Genomic DNA, 18,241 nt, shown 5'->3' on the forward strand with positions numbered 1-18,241 from the left:
AGAAGGAGGGCTCCACAGAATGAAATCGATGGAATGTACCGTAACCGATGGAAAAAAACAAATTGTTGTTCAGCCGGCGGCAATGACGGTGTTTCTTCAGAATAAGATGGTAGAAGCCTATGATGCGAAAGGCAGCGTCTATTATTTGGTCTTCTTTAAAAACGAGTATTTAACGACATGGAAAGCGGAAAGTCTCCGGCGCCGCTCCTTTTTGGAAAAAGCCTGCAAATATGGAGTTGTCTATCAGTCTCCTCACCCTTTTATACGTGAAGTTCTATCCTCTCAAACCTCATATCATAAGCGGAGTCTCAGCCAGCTTCGTGGAAAATTCCAAGGCCAGCATACTACGCAGGAAACGGCCCTGATGCTCACCTTCTTTGATGCATTTGTTTCCAAAAAAGAATTGTTTAAAGAGATTCAGTCCTTCTATTATCAGCACCGCCGCAGCGGCCAGTTATTTCTCGGCTACCGCATTATACGTCTGCTCCAGGATTTCACGCCAAAACACAGCTGGGTCAAACAAATGGCTAATGATATGGAATTTTCTTCGTTCAAAGATTTGTATCAGCGGTCCGCTCCGGAATTGTGGGAGAAGGATCCAATTTATATGGAAAAAGCTCACTTTTATGCCAGAAAGAACCCTGAGAATACGACTCGTTTACTCCAGTTTTTAAAGGAAGAAAAACGCTGGGCGGAAACATTTTCTCTTATGGTCGATCTAATTTCAAGATATAACGCAGAGGCTTATTACAAGGAACTGCTGCAGTGGTTGAAATTGTATTATGACAAAGAAGAGCAGCTGGCTGTTTTAGAGGATCTGTATGATAGAGCACCCTCGATCAAGCGTCTTCAGGAAGATCTGCTCGAAATGTACCTGACTGAAAATAAACTGGAAGATGCTTTAATCCTTATAAAACGCCATCACCTCGCCCTCGAAGGAAAGAACGAAGCCGCGCTGGAAAACATGCTGGAAACAATGGATCTGCGTACCGGTTCGATTCCATTGGATGAATTGAGCACCTACATTGTCCCTCTTTATGAGACGCAGCCGCAAAAAGCGGAAAAAATTCTTCAAAAGTGTGTCCATCAACTGCTTTCCGACCGCACGATACAGGACATTATGAATTGGCTCGCACCAGTCCGTGAAAAATATCAGAGCTCTCCCACGGTGAAACAGATGGATAAAATGAAAAAGCTGCGGGAAGATCCTGACAAGCAGCGGGAATTGGGGGAAATGCTGTATGAATTCAACCAGCTCGACCAGGCGATTGAGTGCTTCAGCTGGGAAATGGAGCTGAATACAACGGATCCCGAACCCGTCCGCTGGCTCTCAAAAATATATCTGGACCTCGGCAAAGAAGCCGAATCGAAAGCGTACCAGGATTTGTACCGGAAAATGCAGAAAGCTAATGCTTAGTAAAAGTTGAACCGGCCCGTAAAGTGTTGAAAAGCTTTACGGGCCGGTCTTCTGCGGGCCCTTGGTAATTCCTCCGCCAAAAAGAATAGGCCCATTTCTCAGAGGCCTTCCCGGACAAAAGGGGCGTGAACTGTCCCCTCTGACAAAAAGCCGAGCTCAAAGCTGGAATGTGGACATTTTCTGAAGTCAAATGTCCATAACCCTTAGGTAGTGGACAAAATGTGGGAAAAGGGTGTTTAAAATGTCTGGAACCAGCGAGTATTGGACATTTTTACAAGACAGGCTGGGAAAATGGTCCACTATCTTCATTTTTCGAACATTTTCAGATCGATTATGTCTCCAATTGACGAAAAGATGACACCAGGACGGTTCTCAAGCAAAACGTTAAAAATAAAGCAGTACGACAGCGGAGCAAGTCCCACTCCGCTGCGTTTTTTTTGCTGACATTTTATCATGAGTGAATCAATCGCAAATGTTATTTTTCTTCTTTACAAATAAATAAGAATCATCTATACTAAATTCTGTATTAATAAAAATAATACAGATGATACAGAAAACGTCAAGCGGAGGAGGGGATGTCTTGTTTGAGCTTGATGTTCGCAGCCGGAAGCCGATATATGAACAGCTGATTGACAATATCAAAGAGCTGATTGTGACACGTGTGCTGCAGCCGGATGAGAAACTGCCGTCAGTGCGCCATGTGTCCAAGGAACTGACGATCAACCCGAATACGATTCAGAAAGCCTACCGCGAGCTGGAACGGCAGGGGTTTGTCTATTCGGCAAGCAGAAAGGGGTATTTTGTGGCACCCATTGACTGGATTTCAAATCAAGGGAAACTGGAGGAAATGAAAGAGCAGTTTCAGCCGCTGCTCAAAGAAGCGATTTATATGGGATTAACAAAAAAGGAATTAATACGCTGGTTTGAGGAAGCAGAGAAGGAAGGAGGAGAAGCCGGTGATTCAGGTCCGGAATCTGACCAAAACATTTGAAAAAGAAATCGCTGTAGAGAATTTGAATCTTACCGTTCAGCAGGGATCCATTTACGGGCTGCTTGGTTCCAACGGTGCAGGAAAGACCACGCTTCTGAAAATACTCGCCGGCATTTACCGTCCCGATCATGGCAGTGTACATATTAACGAACAGCCTATCTATGAAAATGTACCGCTTAAGCAGGATGTCGTATTCATTCCGGATAATCCATATTTTCTGCCGCAGGCCACGATTAAGCAGATGGCCGCTTATTACCGCTCTTTTTATCCGAACTGGAACGAACAGCGCTATGAAAAACTGCAGGAGGTATTCCAGATTGATCCAAAGCGGAAAATCCAGCGGCTCTCCAAGGGAATGAAACGACAGGTGGCATTCTGGCTGTCGCTTGCTACGATGCCGGAGGTTCTTATTCTAGACGAACCAATTGACGGCCTCGATCCGGTCATGCGCCAGAAAATCAAAAATCTGCTGTTTCAGGATATTGCCGAGAGGGAGCTGACAGTCATTATATCCTCCCACAATCTGCGGGAAATCGAAGATATCTGTGACCATGTCGGCATTATGCATGAAGGCACACTCCGTATTGAAAAAGAACTCGATGAATTAAAATCGGATACCCACAAAGTCCAGGCTGCTTTTGAATCAGAAGAAACAAAAGATAAGATGGCAGCCGGCTTGAATATTCTTCATGAAGAAAAACGGGGCAGTGTCTACCTCTTTATCGTCAGAGGAGATAGAAAAGAGATTGAACGAAAAGTCCGGCCGTACCAGCCGCTTGTTTTTGACATGCTGCCGCTGACGCTGGAGGAGATATTCATTTATGAGATGGGAGGCATCGGCTATGAAATCGAAAATGTCCTTCTTTAATCCAGGTATACAAAAACAGAATGCCAAGCAGCACGGCTGGATTGGTCTCATCTTTTTGATTGGTTGGCTGTTTGCACTTCCCCTGCAGATGATTCTCCTGGCTGAAGATGAAGAGCGGGTTTTAAACATTGAGCATATGTATGACATTACCCAGGGGCCTCAGACGTTGTTGATGGCAGGGGTGCCAGTACTTGCTGCTATCTTTTTATTCCGCTATCTGCAGGTGCCTGACGCAGCGGACATGATACACAGCCTGCCGGTGAAAAGAGAAAGCCTGCTGTTCAATCAGCTGGTGAGCGGAACCATCATGCTGGTTGTTCCTATTTTGATTACAGCACTTGCTGTGTCCCTTGTCAGCGGGGCTTATCCGGTCTACGGTGATTTAACCGGAACCGATATTTGGAACTGGGTGGGGATTGCCATCCTGATGAGCCTGTTTTTCTTTCTCTTCACTGTATTTGTTGGAATGATAACCGGGATATCTGTCGCCACCGGTATTTTAACGTTTATTCTATTAATGCTGCCGGTAGGACTCTTTTCTTTAATCAACAGTAATCTGGCCTTGTATTTGTACGGTTTTTCTTCTGCCTATCGAAATACAGAACAAGCTGCGCAATGGTCCCCGATTGTGGTCCTTACGGAGCTTGGAGAGAAAAGCATGAGCCTGGGGCAGGTGATTGGGTTTATTGCAGCGGTAGTTATCAGCGGGGCCGCGGCCCTGGTGCTGTACAAATACCGTCATATTGAAACTGCGTCCCAGGCGATTACATTTACAGCGCTGCAGCCGATTTTCAAATACGGTGTCACGTTTTGTGCGATGCTGACAGGCGGTTTGTATTATAATCAGTATGGCAGCATCGGCTGGGTGATTTTCGGCTATATCTTTGGGTCCATCGTCGGGTATCTCATCGCCGAAATGATATTGAAAAAAACCTGGCGGGTGTTCCGAGGAAAATTGTTTCTCGGTTACGCCGGTTATGCTGTCGTTATTGTGCTTCTCGGAATATTGGTTAACTATGACGCGTTTGGCTTTGAAAAAGCGGTGCCGGAGACAAATGAGATTGAAGGGGTATATTTTGGGCATAATGCTTATCAGTTAACCCAGGCTGATCAGAATGAGCAAAATCCATATAACCAATCCGAAGCGTACATTGAAAAGGTGCGGAATCTGCATGAAACGATTGTAGAAAAACAGCCGCAAGAATTGCCGGCCCAGTTTATGCAAAGAACTGACATTTTTGTCATTGCTTATGAACTCGAAAATGGCGGGCATATGATACGGGAATATCAACACCTTCCCTCTGATGAAATCAAAAGCGGACTGAAAGCCGTTCTTGAGCAGGAAGCTTATAAATCCCAGGAGTATGAGCTGGATAAACTGAATGAGAAAGTATCTTCTGTAGAGTTCGTGCCCAATATTCCAGGGGCGGTGCAGCCTGCTCTCCGCATAGAGGATCAGGAGGAAATAGAGGAACTTCAGGAAATTATGAAATACGAGATATCTTCCATAGGATATGAAAACATATTAAACCAAGGAATGGTTTGGGGGAATATTCAGTTTCATATTCCGGGGGATACAGAGGAGGAGACGAAGTCTTTTGACCTTCCCTATCATAAATCATTTGAAGAAGTCGATACGTGGCTGAAAAATAACGGGTATCTGGAACAGGCACGCCTGACCATAGAACAAGTAGATCGGATAGAAATAGCTCATGTCCCCCGTGCCACGGAACAAAACGCTTCTCCCGTACGTATTTTCAGGGAACAAGTGGAACAGGGCAATGCCGAAAGCGTAAATGTTAATAACGAGGAGGAGAAAAATCACATATTTAATCATTTCAGTGACTTCGGCAGGGGAGACTATGTGGTGAAGATTATGTTTGACGGGGATGAAGCGACGTTTGGTTCCCTGCAGGAAGAACAAGTACCTGAATCCATCCAGGCTCAATTTGACTAAGACATGAAGCCTGCCGGAGATCCGGCAGGCTTTTTTCAACAAAAATACTGAGAGAAAACCTTCCGTATTTGCTTACAGTTTCCGCCAGCTGTGGCAGACTCAACAGATAAAGAGACGAAACGGGAGGGGTTTGGCATTGAAACATAATCCTGCTGGAAATAGTCTGCTGATTTTGACAACCGTGGGGATGGTTGCGGCATTTATGGTATGGGGGGCGTTCTCTCCGCTGATTAATCAATTCGGCGAAATGTACAACCTGACTGCCACGGAAAAAAGTGTTATGGCGGCAGTCCCGGTTTTACTAGGGTCGGTTATGAGAGTGCCGCTCGGGATCCTGACAGAAAAATACGGCGGCCGCAAAGTATACACGCTTCTTCTTTTATTTCTCATCCTGCCGCTCGCCGCGGCCGGTTTTGCTGATTCTTACGTGACCCTGCTGGTCTGTGCCTTTTTTCTTGGAATGGCCGGAACCTCGTTTGCGGTGTCGATGACATTCGTTTCGAAGTGGACGCCTAAGGAAAAACAGGGGACGGCGTTGGGGATCAACGCGCTCGGGAATGCAGGAACAGCGGCAGCCAGTCTGGCCCTGCCGAGTATTGCATTGATGGCAGGAATGGAGTGGGTGTTCTGGTCTTTGATTATTCCCATTGCCGCCATGGCCGTCCTGCTTTGGTTTTTCACACCGGAAACTCCCAGCGCGGATACAAGCCGGACGGTTAAAGGAGAATTATCTGTTTTAGCGTTTAAACATACCTGGATGCTGTCTTTGTTTTATTTTGTCACCTTCGGGATTTTTGTGGCTTTCGGAGTTTACCTGCCTACGCTGTTGACCGATCTCTTCGGCCTGTCTGCAGTCGATGCCGGGATGAGAACGGCTGGTTTTATTGTACTGGCCACTTTTATTCGGCCGCTTGGCGGATATGCTGCGGACAAAATGGCTCCCGGAAGAATTTTGTCAGCTGTCTTTCTTGGCATTACCGCAGGAGGAGCCATGCTCACCATCGGCAGTGAAAATATTATCGTTATGACCTTTGCAAGCCTGCTTCTTGCTGCGGCTGCAGGGATTGGCAATGGTGCTGTTTTTAAACTGGTGCCAAGTCTGTTTCCGTCTTCCACAGGAACGGTGACAGGGATTGTAGGAGCGGCCGGCGGTCTGGGAGGATTTTTTCCTCCGATTATTTTAGGGGTAGTCAAAGATATGACGGGAGCTTACGCGATTGGATTTCTGCTGCTGGCTGCGATGAGCATCTGCTGCCTGGTGGTCAATAAAAAAGAATACGACAATGAGAAGAAAATCAGGCAGCTGAAAGAAGCGCAGGCCGGATAATAAAAGCGAATCCAGCATAGTCCCGGCTCAGGTATTTTCCTCTTACATGAAGATGCTTGGTGTGCCTTTCCAGCTGTATTTGGGATTGAATTGGTGATATTTGGGTTCCAGAGACAGGTATGCTTATAGGCGGATAGGAGAACCGGTACCTGTGGTGGAGGACATGAACCAACGGAACGAAGCTCTTATTGTCCTCCAAAAGAGCATTTGGACCGATGGGAAAAGAGATTAAAAGAAGGGTGGCGTCCAAAATCTCTTGGAGGCGCCTGGCCTAAAGAGAGAAAAACCCGATGGACTCCAACCCCCAATGGAGTCTATTAGGTCAAAATAATGACTCTATACGGTCCTCCATTTCCCGCGTCGACTGTCCGGGGCCAGAAATCGTTAAGCAGAAATCTCCAAAAAAAAGACTCAGCCTGGGCGGTTTCACCAAGGCTGAGTTTTCTTATGCTCTTGTAAATCCTTCTTTATCAAGAAAATCCGTTGCTTCAGGATAGGAATTAAAGGTGCCTTCTAAGTCCAGGCCGGCATAAACATTCCAGGACTCTCCTTCTTTCATGATTACTAAAATCTGATCATTAGGGTTCACCCATTCTTCCATCGTCATTTCTTCCGGATCCTCCTGCGGCGACATCGAATCAATCGCTGCCGTCACAATCTCCCGAAGCTCCGGGGCACTGTAATTGCGGATGTTGACCATCCCTTTTTCGTCGGTTTTCACCCCATGGATCTGTCCCGCGTAAACGAAGCCGTTCCCGTTTGGATGCAGGTGGTAGACGACGTTTTTTTTATCAATCACACTGTCTTCGTATTGGTAATTCACCCGGCCCAGTGAAACTTCCTTTTTCGTCAGTTCCGGGAACGCATCGAATATTTCCATTTTTTCTTCAAATGTAAGCATAGAACCTCCAACATGTACGAGTCATTGCCTTTTATTATACCACGTCCTTCAGCCATTTAGCATCACCCCGAGCGGAGAAGATTCCTCGACGATATCCTGCAGGGCGTAGCCAGAAATCAGAAACATCGGAAAACCTACATAGCCGGGAGTAATGTCATATTGATCGAAATAAATGACAAGGCTTTTATCGGCCAGGTAATATTTCTGCTCCGGCGTAATCCCGGAGAACCCGTTCAACAGAGGGATGTTTCGTTCGTCAATCTGCGCTTCAATCAGGCGGTTTATTCGTTCTTCGTAATCACTTCCCGGTTGGAACATGTCAGCCAATAAATCTACATTATCCCGGCCTGCATCTGCCGTGATGGAATCCATATACTCTACAGGATGGGCTAAACCTGGGCTGTTGGCAAAGAGGGAAAAGGTAAAGCTGATCATACAGCGCTGGTTGTTTTTGGTTTCAAAAGAGCCAATGATTTCTGTCCTCCCCGGCTCGTAATAGCCCAGATCTTTCACCTGGTCAAATAAGGAGCAGACTTTGCAGAATATGTCTCGGTTGATTGTTTCTGTGCCGGGATTTAAAAGCCACGGGAAGAAAATCGATTCCTCCATTAATCGATATGTCTGAATCGGAAGCGGATAACGGCATAATTCCATGTTTTATACTCCTCTCTGAAAACCAGCACGGTTAAAAATGAAAAGGCTGGTCCATAGTAATAGTAGTTCATTAATGATATGAGAAAAGGAGTGGAATCATGAAAGCTTTCTTACTGTCCGCCGCGGCTCTTCTGCTTTTGCTGCACAGCGGCTGTCAACAGCAGCAGGAGGATCAGGGCGCCGGGGACCAGAGCTATAATCACCTTGAGATTGTCGATAACGAGGAAGAAGAGCAGGAAGGGTTTCCATTTTCTTTGTTCCCAGAAGAAGGGACCCCTGAACAAGAGGAACCCGAAGTAGAAGAAGAACCCGAAAAAGAAGAGACTCCAAAAGGAGAAATAGAGGAGGAAAATCGAAACAAGGAACCGGAACAAACCCGGGAAACCGAAGTGCCGGATACGACCGATGTGAAAACGGAAGTCATTTCCCTGACGAATGAGGAAAGAAAAAAGCACGGACTTGATCCTCTGAAACAGGACGAAAAAGTGGCGGAAGTTGCCCAGGCCAAATCAGAAGATATGGCCGAAAACAATTATTTCGCTCATCAATCTCCAACCTACGGCACTCCGTTTGAGATGATGCAGGAATACGGCGTCCAGTTTAGAATGGCAGCAGAAAACATTGCTGCCGGCCAGGCTACTCCGGATAAGGCAGTAGAAGGCTGGATGAATAGTGAAGACCACCGCAAGAATATTTTAAATGAAGATCTCACACATATCGGAATAGGCTACGAAGAAAATGGAAGATACTGGACCCAAATGTTTATCGGGAAATAATGAGAAAAACCACCTGTATAACAAGACAGGTGGTTTTTTAATGATAAATCGGGGGTACTTGAACAGTGTCTTCGTTTTTTAAAGAAATATGAAGTTCGTGCTGCCGGTTGATGGAAGCAAAGAAGATGTCGTCAATGTCAGGGATTCCCTGAGCCGCCAGTTCATTTTCAAGCCATGATTCATCCACCTGCAGTTTTTGGAGGACAGGATGGTGAACCACCCCTTCAATAATAACAGGAAAGGCAACGGCAGGTGATTTTTTCATTAATTGAGCATCTTCAATGGTAACGCCTGTTTTTGCTGGTTTTTTCAGCACACTTAAGCTTCCATTTGCTTCTACAATCGCTGTTTCCACGTCGTCTACGTTAAAAATATCCTTTTCCCGCAACGCTTCCAGAATGTTATCCACAGAATAGCGGATTTTTTTTAAACTGCGGCGGAGGATGATCCCGTTTTGAATAACAATCGTAGGTTCGAAGGTGATGAACTTCCCGATGGTACGTTTTTTCATCTTCAGAACGGCGACGAGCCGCTGCAGGACTGCAATAAGAATAACGGCAACGGCGGTGTGAAGATGCTGAATATCCGGATCTGCAATATCCGCCCCCACAACGGAACCAAGTGTTAAGACAATTAAAAAATCGAAAATCGGCAGTTCTCCGATCGCCCGTTTCCCCATAAAAATGGCCATGATTAATAATAAGGGTAAGATGGTGATAATACGTCCTGCCACAAGGAATAGCTCCATTATTGTACTCACAATCCTCTTCTCCTTTTTTCTTAGTTTTCTACCACTCAAAGGTTTTATTCAGAACATCTTGTAATATAAATGTATTAAATATGTAACAATATTTTAATTTTATGTTTGAAAAAGCTTTTAGAAAGGAAAATCTTAAATAGAACAGAGGGGAAACATAGTATTGATAAGGAGGAATATTCATGCATAAAGAAAAACAAACATTCAAAAAAATATTGAAAAATTCTGTCATTTCAACAGCGGCTGTTGTTTTTGCCGCAGGGGGAGGAACGCCTGCCGTTGCAAAAGCTCTCCCGGCATCGGTTTCATTTTCAATGGAGGAAGCTATTACCCATTTTTACGGAAATGAAGCTTTTGATAATGTGGAGGAAACAGGGGAGCTGAATATAGGGTTAAACACGGTAGAAGGAGAAAAAGGATTCGATCAACATGAGCCTGAATTAACATATACGATTTCCGATCTGTTTCATCTGGAAGACACCTCTTATATTAACGAAGCGTCAGGGGATTTGGTACTGAGTGTCAGTGACGCTGAGGTTGTAAGTGTTGAAGAAAATACGAAAACGTCAGAAAAAACAGTGACAGCAAAAAATGAAGCGTCCCAACAGAAAGTCAGTCTTTACGGGCAATCAAAAGGGGCGGCAGTCGTTTATTTAAATGAAGTGGAGGGAGACACCGTTACCACGCTTGGAACGGTGGAGGTAGAAGTCAGATAAATACTGCCTCTCCTATTTACCTGCGATTTAAGCAAAGGCTCAGAGGCTGGGACAAAATCAATATAGGTCAGATAAAAATCCGAACGATTATCTCACATTCTCCATTAGAAATTGGCATCGTTCGGATTTTTTCATGCGGCATCTGCCCTCTTAAAACGAAGTCTACCGCTTTACGCTCGCCGCGGCTGGCCACTGCGCTTTCCATGGGGACGACTTCAGCTAACTTGGTAAAAAGAATCGCTTTACCAAGTGGAGCTTCCGCTCGTCTTCGTCCCATAGGAGTCTCCGTGGCAGGTCTCCGCTATGATAAGGAACTGCAGCGTTTTGGAGACATAGCCGTTTGCATGTCCTACGTTACTATCCATACTTCGTCTTTCGGGAGAAGTCATTTCGTTTTGTCTCAGACTCCTGTTTTTTCTCTATAATTCCTGAAAGTCTTGGCTGCGCCGGCAGACTCCGGCTAGGACATAAAGTTTATGATTAAGGTATCGTTTATCCAGCGTGAGCAGTTCGGAGGCCTCAATCCCTTCTAACACATATTCCGTGAATTCCCACACCGCCTGTTTTACGGTATCTGAATTTGTATGCGCAATCAGGGTGAACGCTTCAATGCCTGCGAATAAGACAGATATATCATGAAAGCCGTGCTGCCGAATTTGATGAAAACATGTATAAAGATACTCGGCAAAATCAGGTTTGTCCAGAATTAACCGTATGTTCTTGTCCTTATCGTGATGGTAGGCACGGGGAAGATGTTTCCGGCCAAGCCTGGCCAGGATTTTTCCCAGGTTGGTAATACATGTAATTGCCGTATTGGGATCATTAATCCCGGGAGAAAGAGCACGCAAAGCGATCTCCACCATCTTCACGAGGGCAAATTCTACCGTGTCATTGGAAGCTTTTTCAGGCCCCTGCGTGATATAGTTCCGGTACATTGCTTTATTGCACGAGGTGCTGCGTTCCCAGACAGAAAGAAAAGGAGCTCCCTGCTCCACGTACTCACTGACTTTGGCATTTACTCTGATAATGCAGTCATCCTTTTCCGCCTGCTTGATCATCCCTGTCACATCGATGTGCTGAATATAACCGGCCTGCTCTGCTTTGACAGGGGAGGGCTCGATTTGTTTTATTTCTTCTCCTTCCCAGTCATCCCAGGGATTTTCCGGAGCGATATCTTTTTCATCCGGCAGATCCTTCTCGATTTTTTCCATCGTTTCCCGTGTGATGTAATGCAGCAGACTGCTCACCTGGATCCAGCTTGAAACATGATGAATGAAAAAGACAAACATAAACACACAGATAATAGCAAAAAATACAGCAAACGAGGGAGAAATGTAATAGGTGACCGAATCGGATTCCTGTAAAAAAAGAAGAAGCAGAATAGAGTAAATGATTCCCGCTACGAAAAAGCCAAGAACACGCTGGGTTTTCGGGTCGCTGATGAAATTCTGCAGAGTTCTTGGAGAGAATTCGGATAAATACGTGGTTAACACCACTAAAATCGTAGAAAACGTAATCGTGGTCATGGTTAACAGGGCGGCGGAAATGGATCCTAATATGGTCCGGGCCAGATCGATGGGAATAAAAAGAGAAGAAGGGACCCAGCTGTATATATTTTCTTCTGACAGCATGTGGAGATCAAACTGTACACTGAGCAGAGCCAGAACAAAAGCCGCTATACCATAAAGACTGGGAACGTATAAAAAATTAGAACGGATCCTGTTAAACAGACTGCCCAATGACATGGAACACCACCTCCTTCTTCCTAGTTTCTACAAAGAATAGGTTCTTATGATAATGGAAACAAAAGGAAAATGAAAACACAGGAGGCTTCTGAAAATGGTGTATAAACATTTGCTTTATCACGCGGAGTCGAAAATCCAGAGTGCCGCCCGCCATATGCGTGCCAAAAGATATTCGTCTTATTTTACTTTGCCGGAAGAAGAGCTCCGTCCGATCTGCCGGAAGCTGGCTGAAACGCGGAGTGAAAAAAGCACTGCAGAGACGGGGAGCTCGGAAAAAGCCTTAATAGAGGAGATTAAGCGTAAAACAAATAAGGATAACCGGAATAACGTGACGCGGACCGAAGCCTACCGGCGTATGTATAAACGACACAGAGAACTACACTGGGCGCTTGTCGCGCATATGGTATCCAGAAACAGCGGCTGGTGTATGACTGATCTAAAGGGAGAATGGCTCCCCCGCCTGTTACATGAACAGAAAAGAAGGAATTTGTTTCAATTTTACGAAACAGCGAATGCTCTCATATTTCAGGATGCATTCCCACAGCTTCTTCTTTATGAAGAAAGTAAGAAACGGGGCGAAAACCTTTTTCACTTACTTTCTGTGTTTAAGGTCTCCCGATTTATGAAGCCTTTTTGGGATCATTTCTGGGAGACACGTCATTCGGTAATGTTGACCATTGCATTAATCATCAACGAGCAGCACTATATTGAAAAACGTGTCATTCAACATACACATTATCAGAAGACGGTATTGGAGACGATCCCATTTAAAGGACAGGAAATGATCCAGCTGACGCAGGTGGTTTTTCCTTATTATGAAAAACACCGGGGCCGTGCCAGCATTCGTTTGGCAGGTCTGATTTTGGAACACTTTGCGGATATTCAGGAAAGAATAGAAGCAGGGAAAAAAATGTACGCGGTTCTTTTCGGAATCGAACCAGTCTACCGCGGGGTGTCGGCGTTTATGGAAAAAGTGCCTCATACGGGATCGCGCCGGGATTACTGGAAATCTCTGTTTACAAGCTCAGGCCGCACCGGCTGTTCGTACGAACGGTTAATAGGGGAGAAAATAAAACAGGGCGTTCCCTTACTTTACAGTCCGGTGCTGGAGGAGGTCTGGGAAGATCAGGAACCTGCTTCGTTTTCCCGGGAAGACTGGTTTCACAATCTGGAGGGTTTACGCCATCTCACTTCGATCCCGGTGCCGTTTTCTTTTGATATGACGGGGGAATTTTGTTTTGGGTTAAATAAATTAGAAACGGCGGCTCTGCTGAAGGAAAAGCTGATGGAGCCCAGCACTAGATAAGAAAAAATGGGATATAGGCGAACTGCCTTGGAAGGGAGAAACGACTCCAAGACATGGGAGGGGAGGGAGCACTCCTCCCTGCTCTTCAGGAAAAAATATAACGGTCGCGACCGGCGCCGGCACCGGCCCACAGCATCATTACCGTGATCAGCAGAAAGATGAAAAGAGCCGGCGTCCAGCTGTGGAAGACGTCAAATAATAGGCCGATCGTAAACGGTCCGGCTGCTGCCAGGAGGTATCCGAAGGACTGTGCCATACCGGAAAGCCGCGAGGCCTGGGACGCTGTTTCCGCACGGAGACCGAGCAGGGTTAAAGAGAGACTGAGTGCAGCCCCCTGTGCCAGTCCAAATAAAAGGACAGAGGCCATCAATAAAAGAAAAGACCCATGAATGAATAATCCGGCGAATCCGATAAGATACAGGGCGCTGATTCCGGCCACGATTCCTTTTTGATTGGGGAGACGGGCCGCAAAAACGGGGATAAAGAAGGACAGCGGAAACCCAATAAACTGCATGACGGACAGCATCCAGCCTGCTGCGGACGGTTCAATCCCTCTGGCCTGCAGGATTTCTGGGAGCCAGGTAATCAGGCAGTAAAACAAAAATGATTGCAGCCCCATAAATAAGGTAACCTGCCAGGCCAGCTTGGAACGCCAGACAGAGCCGGCACCATCATTTTCTGAGGAAGAAGTAGAACCAGTGTTTCTGCGGAGCTGCGGAACCCAGAACAGCAGGGCCGGCAGACATAACAATCCCCAGGTGCCTAGCGATATGTTCCATTTCAATTCAAAACCGTTCGTGATGGGAAGACTTAAACCGGAAGCCGCACCTGCCAGCAGGACCATCGATGTGGTGTAAGTGCCTGTCATGATCCCTACGTGTTCCGGGAACCGTTCCTTCACGATACCGGGAAGCAGGACGTTGCAGATGGCAATCCCTCCTCCTGCTAAAGCGGTGCCGGCGTATACGGGAGGAATGAAACCGGTAGCCCGCAGAAGAATTCCTGCGCTCAAAAGGAGCAGGCCGGCGAATATCATAGCTTCTTTTCCGAAACGCCTGCTGGCGGCTGGAGCAGCCGGCGAAAGAGCAGCAAAAGCAAGCAGCGGAAGCGTCGTTAAAAGCCCGGCTGCCCCGTTGGAAATACCGGTATCTTCCCGGATAAGACCAATCAGGGGACCGACAGAGGTGATGGCCGGTCTCAAATTAAAAGCAATAAAAATAATACCGAACAACAGGAGAAGTTTTTTTGGAGTAATCCAGGAATCTTGGTTTGGTCTCATAGATATTTCATCCTTTGCGTCTAAAACATAAAAGAAAGAGGCCGGCAAATACACCGAACCTCTTAGCCATTATAGCAAATTCTGCCGGATTTTACAGAGAATCAAAATCATTGTCGGAATCAACCAGGTTATAATCGGTCACCGTCGTTTCAAAGAAATCCGCTTTCCCGGTGGTGTTATCGTTATAAACAGAAATCCATCGCATTGGATTTTTCTTATGGCCTTCAAACACATGTTCAAAGCCGAGTTCTTTTATTCGTTTGTTAGCCATGAATTTGATATAGCTTTCCAGTTCATTGGAATTAATGCCTTCAATTTTGTTGCCAATAATATAGCTGCCCCATTTGATCTCCAATTCGGCGGCTCTAATGAAGGTGTCCTGCACGAATTGGGCAAACTCTTCGGTATGGAGTTCCGGATTTTCTTCCAGTGTTTCTTTCAGGATGTTGCAGAATAACCGTACGTGAAGCTGTTCATCCCGGTTAATGAAGTTGATCATCTTTGCGGTGCCGAGCATTTTTTCATTCCGGGCAAGGTTGTAAAAAAACGCAAAGCCGGAATAGAAAAACAGCCCTTCAAGAATAACGTCATAAACGATCGCACGAACGAAATTTTCTTTCGTCGGATTGTCCGTGAATGCGGTGTAGCCGTCGGCGATGAATTTGTTGCGTTCGAGCAGGACTTCATCGGTTTTCCAGTATTCGAAGATTTCTTCCTGGGTCTGGCTGTCGGTGACACTGGAAAGGACATACGTGTAAGATTCGTTGTGCACGACTTCCTGAAAGGCGAGCACGGACATCAGCGCCGATAAACTGGAATCGGTGAGATAATCAGCAACTTTGGATGAAAAATCTGTCTGAACGCTGTCCAAAAAAGCAAGCAGGCCGATGATTTTGTTAAAAGCATCACGTTCATCTTCGGTTAACGTTTCGTACTGACTTTTATCGTTAACGAGCGGTACTTCGTCCGGAATCCAGAAATTTCGCAGCATATTTTTGTACATGGGATAGGCCCATTTTCTGGCGGTGTCATCCCAGTTCAAAATGTTAGAGCTTCTGCCGTTAATAATTCCGGTCGATTGGTTTGGGGCCTCTGTGTCATATAGTCTGCGCTTGTATAAAGTAGTCATTAGCGATGCTCCTTTGCCGACAAATTTTTTAAAGGCAGATATCCAGTTTCAGCATGGGGCGGGACCTGCAGTCAGCAGGTCTCCGGGTGTATTCAGCGGGCTTGCGCTTTTTCTTAACTGGAGCAGCTTTCGCAGTCTTCAACGACGGTGGACGTCGATCTTGTGTAATACGTTGTTTTCAAACCGGACTGCCAGGCTTGCATATGGAGGCCCAGCAGTTCTTTTGCTTTAATGCTGCGGTGGATATACAGATTGAAGCTGACAGCCTGATCGATATGCTTCTGCCGGGCGGCATTCTGTTTTATACTCCACGACTGATCCAAATTAAATGCTGATTTATAATACCAAATCGTTCTGGAACTGATATCCGGTGCTGTGACCGGGGAGCGGAAACCTTTTTTCTCTTCCACATGTTCCTGCCGGAATACCGGATCAATGCTTGCTGTGGATCCAGCAATCAACGACGTGGTCGCATTTGGGGCAACCGCGATCAAATAGCCGTTACGCAGGCCATCCTGCTGAACTGCTTCGGAAAGTTCCCGCCAGGCCTCATCGGACCAGAGAACAGAACCGTTTTCCTGCCGTGTTCCGTACGTGCGTTCCAGATAGCGTCCGGTATTCCATTCGCTTCCTTCAAATAGAGGATACGCTCCTTTTTCGACCGCAAGCTCATGAGAAGCTTTCAAGGTAAGATAGTTAATTTTTTCATACAATTGATCTGTCAGCTTCACGGCTTCTTCCGATTCCCAGCTTATGCCTTCCAGAGCAAGCAGGTGATGCCAGCCAAAGGTACCTAGTCCAATCGCACGATAACGCTGGTTAGTGTGGCGCGCCTGCAGAACATCAATGGTGTTTAAGTCAATGACATTGTCCAGCATCCGGACCTGGATGGGGACAAGTCTTTCTAATACCTCTTCCCGCACTGCTTTTGCCAGTGAAATGGAGGAGAGGTTGCAGACCACCATATCTCCCGGGGTTTTTTCTGTAATGATGGTGCCTTCCTCGGTCAGATATTCTTCTTTCACTGTGGTCGGACTCATGTTCTGCATGATCTCTGTGCAGAGGTTGGAACTGTAAATGATGCCGGCGTGTTTGTTCGGGTTATCACGGTTGACGGTATCCCGGTAGAACATATACGGCGTGCCGGTCTGCAGCTGAGATTTCATGATTCGTTTCATGATTTCAATGGCTGGCACCCGTTCTTTACTCAAATCCGGATGATCCATGCATTCCTGGTATTTTTCCCGGAATGACCCTGCGCCATCTTCTTCGTCGTAAAAGTCTTCCAGTGACCAGCCCATCACGGTTTTTACTTCATGAGGGTCAAACAGGTACCAGTCTTCACGGTTTTCTACTTTTTCCATAAATAAATCCGGAATGCAGGCGCCGGTGAATATATCATGAGTGCGCAGTCGTTCATCGCCGGTGTTCAACTTTGCATCGAGAAATTCAAATATGTCTTTATGCCAGACATCAAGATATACGGCAAACGCCCCCTGGCGCTGGCCCAGCTGATCCACCGAAACCGCGGTGTTATTAAGCTGCTTCATCCAGCCCATGATACCGCCGGCAACTCCCTTGTAGCCTTTGATATCCGAGCCGCGGCTGCGGAGTTTGCCGAAATAGATGCCGACACCGCCTCCGTTTTTGGAAAGGTTGGCGACATCAGTATTGGAATCGAAGATGCTGCGCAGGCTGTCTTCCACCGTATCAATGAAGCAGGAGCTGAGCTGGCCGGTATTTTTACCGGCGTTCGTAAGCGTTGGTGTGGCTACGGTCATATATAGATTGGACAACGCCCAGTAAGCTTCTTTGACAAGTTTCAGCCGTCTGGAGGCAGGTTCATTAATCATCAGCTTCATGGCAATTACCATAAATCTCTCCTGCGGCAGTTCAAAGACGTGGCTGTTTTTGTCCGTTGCAAGGTATTTATGGGCCAGGGTTAAAATGCCGACATAGGTGAACAGTTTATCCCGTTCCGGTTTAATTGCCTGCCCAAGTTCCATGATTTCTTCCTTGGAATAATCACGCAGCAGTGTTTGATCATAAACCCCCTTCGAACCGAGAACTTTCAGCAGGCCATAGAGAGAGCCATATTTTTGGTCTGTATCGTATGCCCGGTTTTTGGACGCTTCTTTGTAGAGTTTCCGGAGATAGATGGCTGCAGCCACATATGTCCAGTCCGGCTCGTTACGGTCGATCCGCTCGGAGGCATTCAAGGCCAGAAGATGGGTGATTTGTTCGGAAGAATAGGTGTCTTTGAATTCAATATTTGTTAGAACTTCTTCTTTGTAATCCTGTACGGATAAATTCGGAAAATCAGCGGTTACGTCATCTATGAAATGGCTGAGCCGTTCTTTATCAAACGTCAGCTCGCGATTTCCGTTATCTTTTGTAATAACTGTCACTTTCATTCCT

Annotated in this window: 16 protein-coding genes; 8 read left to right on the forward strand and 8 right to left on the reverse strand. The window is 46.2% G+C overall.

Annotated features, from left to right (window positions below; translation table 11 throughout):
- Positions 1-19: 19 nt before the first annotated feature.
- The 5 genes from G475_RS0123010 to G475_RS0123030 all read left to right on the forward strand — a co-directional run bounded on the left by G475_RS0123010 (position 20) and on the right by G475_RS0123030 (position 6,560).
- Positions 20-1,417: a hypothetical protein gene (locus G475_RS0123010; protein WP_026703261.1), complete on the forward strand. Its 1,398-nt coding sequence runs from the start codon at positions 20-22 to the stop codon at positions 1,415-1,417.
- A 580-nt stretch (positions 1,418-1,997) separates the two neighbouring features.
- Entirely contained in the window at positions 1,998-2,408 is a 411-nt protein-coding gene (locus G475_RS0123015; RefSeq protein ID WP_026703262.1) for a GntR family transcriptional regulator, read from the forward strand.
- Entirely contained in the window at positions 2,374-3,276 is a 903-nt protein-coding gene (locus G475_RS0123020; RefSeq protein ID WP_026703263.1) for an ABC transporter ATP-binding protein, read from the forward strand. Before G475_RS0123015 ends, G475_RS0123020 begins: the two co-directional genes overlap by 35 nt.
- Positions 3,251-5,233, forward strand: coding sequence for a sulfite exporter TauE/SafE family protein (locus G475_RS0123025; protein WP_026703264.1), 1,983 nt, complete (start codon positions 3,251-3,253; stop codon positions 5,231-5,233). The genes G475_RS0123020 and G475_RS0123025 overlap by 26 nt, the downstream gene beginning before the upstream one ends.
- A 187-nt stretch (positions 5,234-5,420) precedes the next feature.
- On the forward strand, positions 5,421-6,560 hold the full coding sequence (locus G475_RS0123030; RefSeq protein WP_051302859.1) for an MFS transporter: 1,140 nt from the start codon (positions 5,421-5,423) through the stop codon (positions 6,558-6,560).
- Between the two features lie 445 nt (positions 6,561-7,005).
- Here the strand turns inward: G475_RS0123030 and G475_RS0123040 are convergent, their stop codons facing one another.
- Together G475_RS0123040 and G475_RS0123045 are read right to left on the reverse strand one after the other, a co-directional pair.
- Positions 7,006-7,461 (reverse strand): hypothetical protein, encoded by a 456-nt coding sequence (locus G475_RS0123040; protein WP_026703266.1) that lies wholly within the window; start codon positions 7,459-7,461, stop codon positions 7,006-7,008.
- A gap of 48 nt (positions 7,462-7,509) precedes the next feature.
- Positions 7,510-8,115: an RsiV family protein gene (locus G475_RS0123045; protein WP_026703267.1), complete on the reverse strand. Its 606-nt coding sequence runs from the start codon at positions 8,113-8,115 to the stop codon at positions 7,510-7,512.
- 98 nt (positions 8,116-8,213) lie between these two features.
- Here G475_RS0123045 and G475_RS0123050 point away from each other — a divergent pair, with 98 nt between their 5' ends.
- Positions 8,214-8,891 (forward strand): CAP domain-containing protein, encoded by a 678-nt coding sequence (locus G475_RS0123050; RefSeq protein ID WP_035712559.1) that lies wholly within the window; start codon positions 8,214-8,216, stop codon positions 8,889-8,891.
- Between the two features lie 37 nt (positions 8,892-8,928).
- Here the strand turns inward: G475_RS0123050 and G475_RS0123055 are convergent, their stop codons facing one another.
- Positions 8,929-9,651, reverse strand: coding sequence for a DUF421 domain-containing protein (locus G475_RS0123055; RefSeq protein WP_026703269.1), 723 nt, complete (start codon positions 9,649-9,651; stop codon positions 8,929-8,931).
- A gap of 179 nt (positions 9,652-9,830) precedes the next feature.
- Here G475_RS0123055 and G475_RS0123060 point away from each other — a divergent pair, with 179 nt between their 5' ends.
- A complete protein-coding gene (locus tag G475_RS0123060; protein WP_026703270.1) occupies positions 9,831-10,364 on the forward strand; it encodes a hypothetical protein in 534 nt (177 codons plus the stop codon).
- A gap of 67 nt (positions 10,365-10,431) precedes the next feature.
- On the opposite strand, the gene G475_RS0123065 is transcribed toward G475_RS0123060, so the two are convergent.
- Positions 10,432-10,641: a hypothetical protein gene (locus G475_RS0123065; protein ID WP_026703271.1), complete on the reverse strand. Its 210-nt coding sequence runs from the start codon at positions 10,639-10,641 to the stop codon at positions 10,432-10,434.
- A 142-nt stretch (positions 10,642-10,783) separates the two neighbouring features.
- A complete protein-coding gene (locus tag G475_RS26155; RefSeq protein WP_051302844.1) occupies positions 10,784-12,109 on the reverse strand; it encodes a DUF2254 domain-containing protein in 1,326 nt (441 codons plus the stop codon).
- 94 nt (positions 12,110-12,203) lie between these two features.
- Between G475_RS26155 and G475_RS0123075 the strand changes: the two genes are divergently transcribed.
- On the forward strand, positions 12,204-13,415 hold the full coding sequence (locus tag G475_RS0123075) for a DUF2515 domain-containing protein (RefSeq protein ID WP_051302845.1): 1,212 nt from the start codon (positions 12,204-12,206) through the stop codon (positions 13,413-13,415).
- Between the two features lie 85 nt (positions 13,416-13,500).
- Here the strand turns inward: G475_RS0123075 and G475_RS0123080 are convergent, their stop codons facing one another.
- The 3 genes from G475_RS0123080 to G475_RS0123090 all read right to left on the reverse strand — a co-directional run bounded on the left by G475_RS0123080 (position 13,501) and on the right by G475_RS0123090 (position 18,237).
- Positions 13,501-14,694 carry a CynX/NimT family MFS transporter gene (locus G475_RS0123080; RefSeq protein ID WP_051302860.1) on the reverse strand — a complete coding sequence of 398 codons (1,194 nt, stop codon included), beginning with the start codon at positions 14,692-14,694 and terminating at the stop codon, positions 13,501-13,503.
- A 91-nt stretch (positions 14,695-14,785) separates the two neighbouring features.
- Complete coding sequence (locus G475_RS0123085; protein WP_026703274.1) at positions 14,786-15,823, reverse strand: ribonucleotide-diphosphate reductase subunit beta; 1,038 nt, start codon at positions 15,821-15,823, stop codon at positions 14,786-14,788.
- Between the two features lie 113 nt (positions 15,824-15,936).
- Positions 15,937-18,237 carry a ribonucleoside-diphosphate reductase subunit alpha gene (locus G475_RS0123090; RefSeq protein WP_035712562.1) on the reverse strand — a complete coding sequence of 767 codons (2,301 nt, stop codon included), beginning with the start codon at positions 18,235-18,237 and terminating at the stop codon, positions 15,937-15,939.
- Positions 18,238-18,241: the final 4 nt, after the last annotated feature.

Origin of the sequence: Salibacterium aidingense DSM 18341 (genome assembly GCF_000429685.1) — a bacterium.
GTDB classification, from domain to species: Bacteria; Bacillota; Bacilli; order Bacillales; family Marinococcaceae; genus Salibacterium; species Salibacterium aidingense.

Bases quoted from the DNA above. Each gene is read 5' to 3' on its own strand.
- G475_RS0123030 (WP_051302859.1), top strand. From the start codon at position 5,421: ATGGTTGCGGCATTTATGGTATGGGGGGCGTTCTCTCCGCTGATTAAT.
- G475_RS0123045 (WP_026703267.1), bottom strand. From the start codon at position 8,115: ATGGAATTATGCCGTTATCCGCTTCCGATTCAGACATATCGATTAATG.
- G475_RS0123090 (WP_035712562.1), bottom strand. From the start codon at position 18,237: ATGAAAGTGACAGTTATTACAAAAGATAACGGAAATCGCGAGCTGACG.
- G475_RS0123065 (WP_026703271.1), bottom strand. From the start codon at position 10,641: ATGGGACGAAGACGAGCGGAAGCTCCACTTGGTAAAGCGATTCTTTTT.
- G475_RS26155 (WP_051302844.1), bottom strand. From the start codon at position 12,109: ATGTCATTGGGCAGTCTGTTTAACAGGATCCGTTCTAATTTTTTATAC.
- G475_RS0123050 (WP_035712559.1), top strand. From the start codon at position 8,214: ATGAAAGCTTTCTTACTGTCCGCCGCGGCTCTTCTGCTTTTGCTGCAC.
- G475_RS0123025 (WP_026703264.1), top strand. From the start codon at position 3,251: ATGAAATCGAAAATGTCCTTCTTTAATCCAGGTATACAAAAACAGAAT.
- G475_RS0123010 (WP_026703261.1), top strand. From the start codon at position 20: ATGAAATCGATGGAATGTACCGTAACCGATGGAAAAAAACAAATTGTT.
- G475_RS0123060 (WP_026703270.1), top strand. From the start codon at position 9,831: ATGCATAAAGAAAAACAAACATTCAAAAAAATATTGAAAAATTCTGTC.
- G475_RS0123040 (WP_026703266.1), bottom strand. From the start codon at position 7,461: ATGCTTACATTTGAAGAAAAAATGGAAATATTCGATGCGTTCCCGGAA.
- G475_RS0123080 (WP_051302860.1), bottom strand. From the start codon at position 14,694: ATGAGACCAAACCAAGATTCCTGGATTACTCCAAAAAAACTTCTCCTG.
- G475_RS0123085 (WP_026703274.1), bottom strand. From the start codon at position 15,823: ATGACTACTTTATACAAGCGCAGACTATATGACACAGAGGCCCCAAAC.
- G475_RS0123075 (WP_051302845.1), top strand. From the start codon at position 12,204: ATGGTGTATAAACATTTGCTTTATCACGCGGAGTCGAAAATCCAGAGT.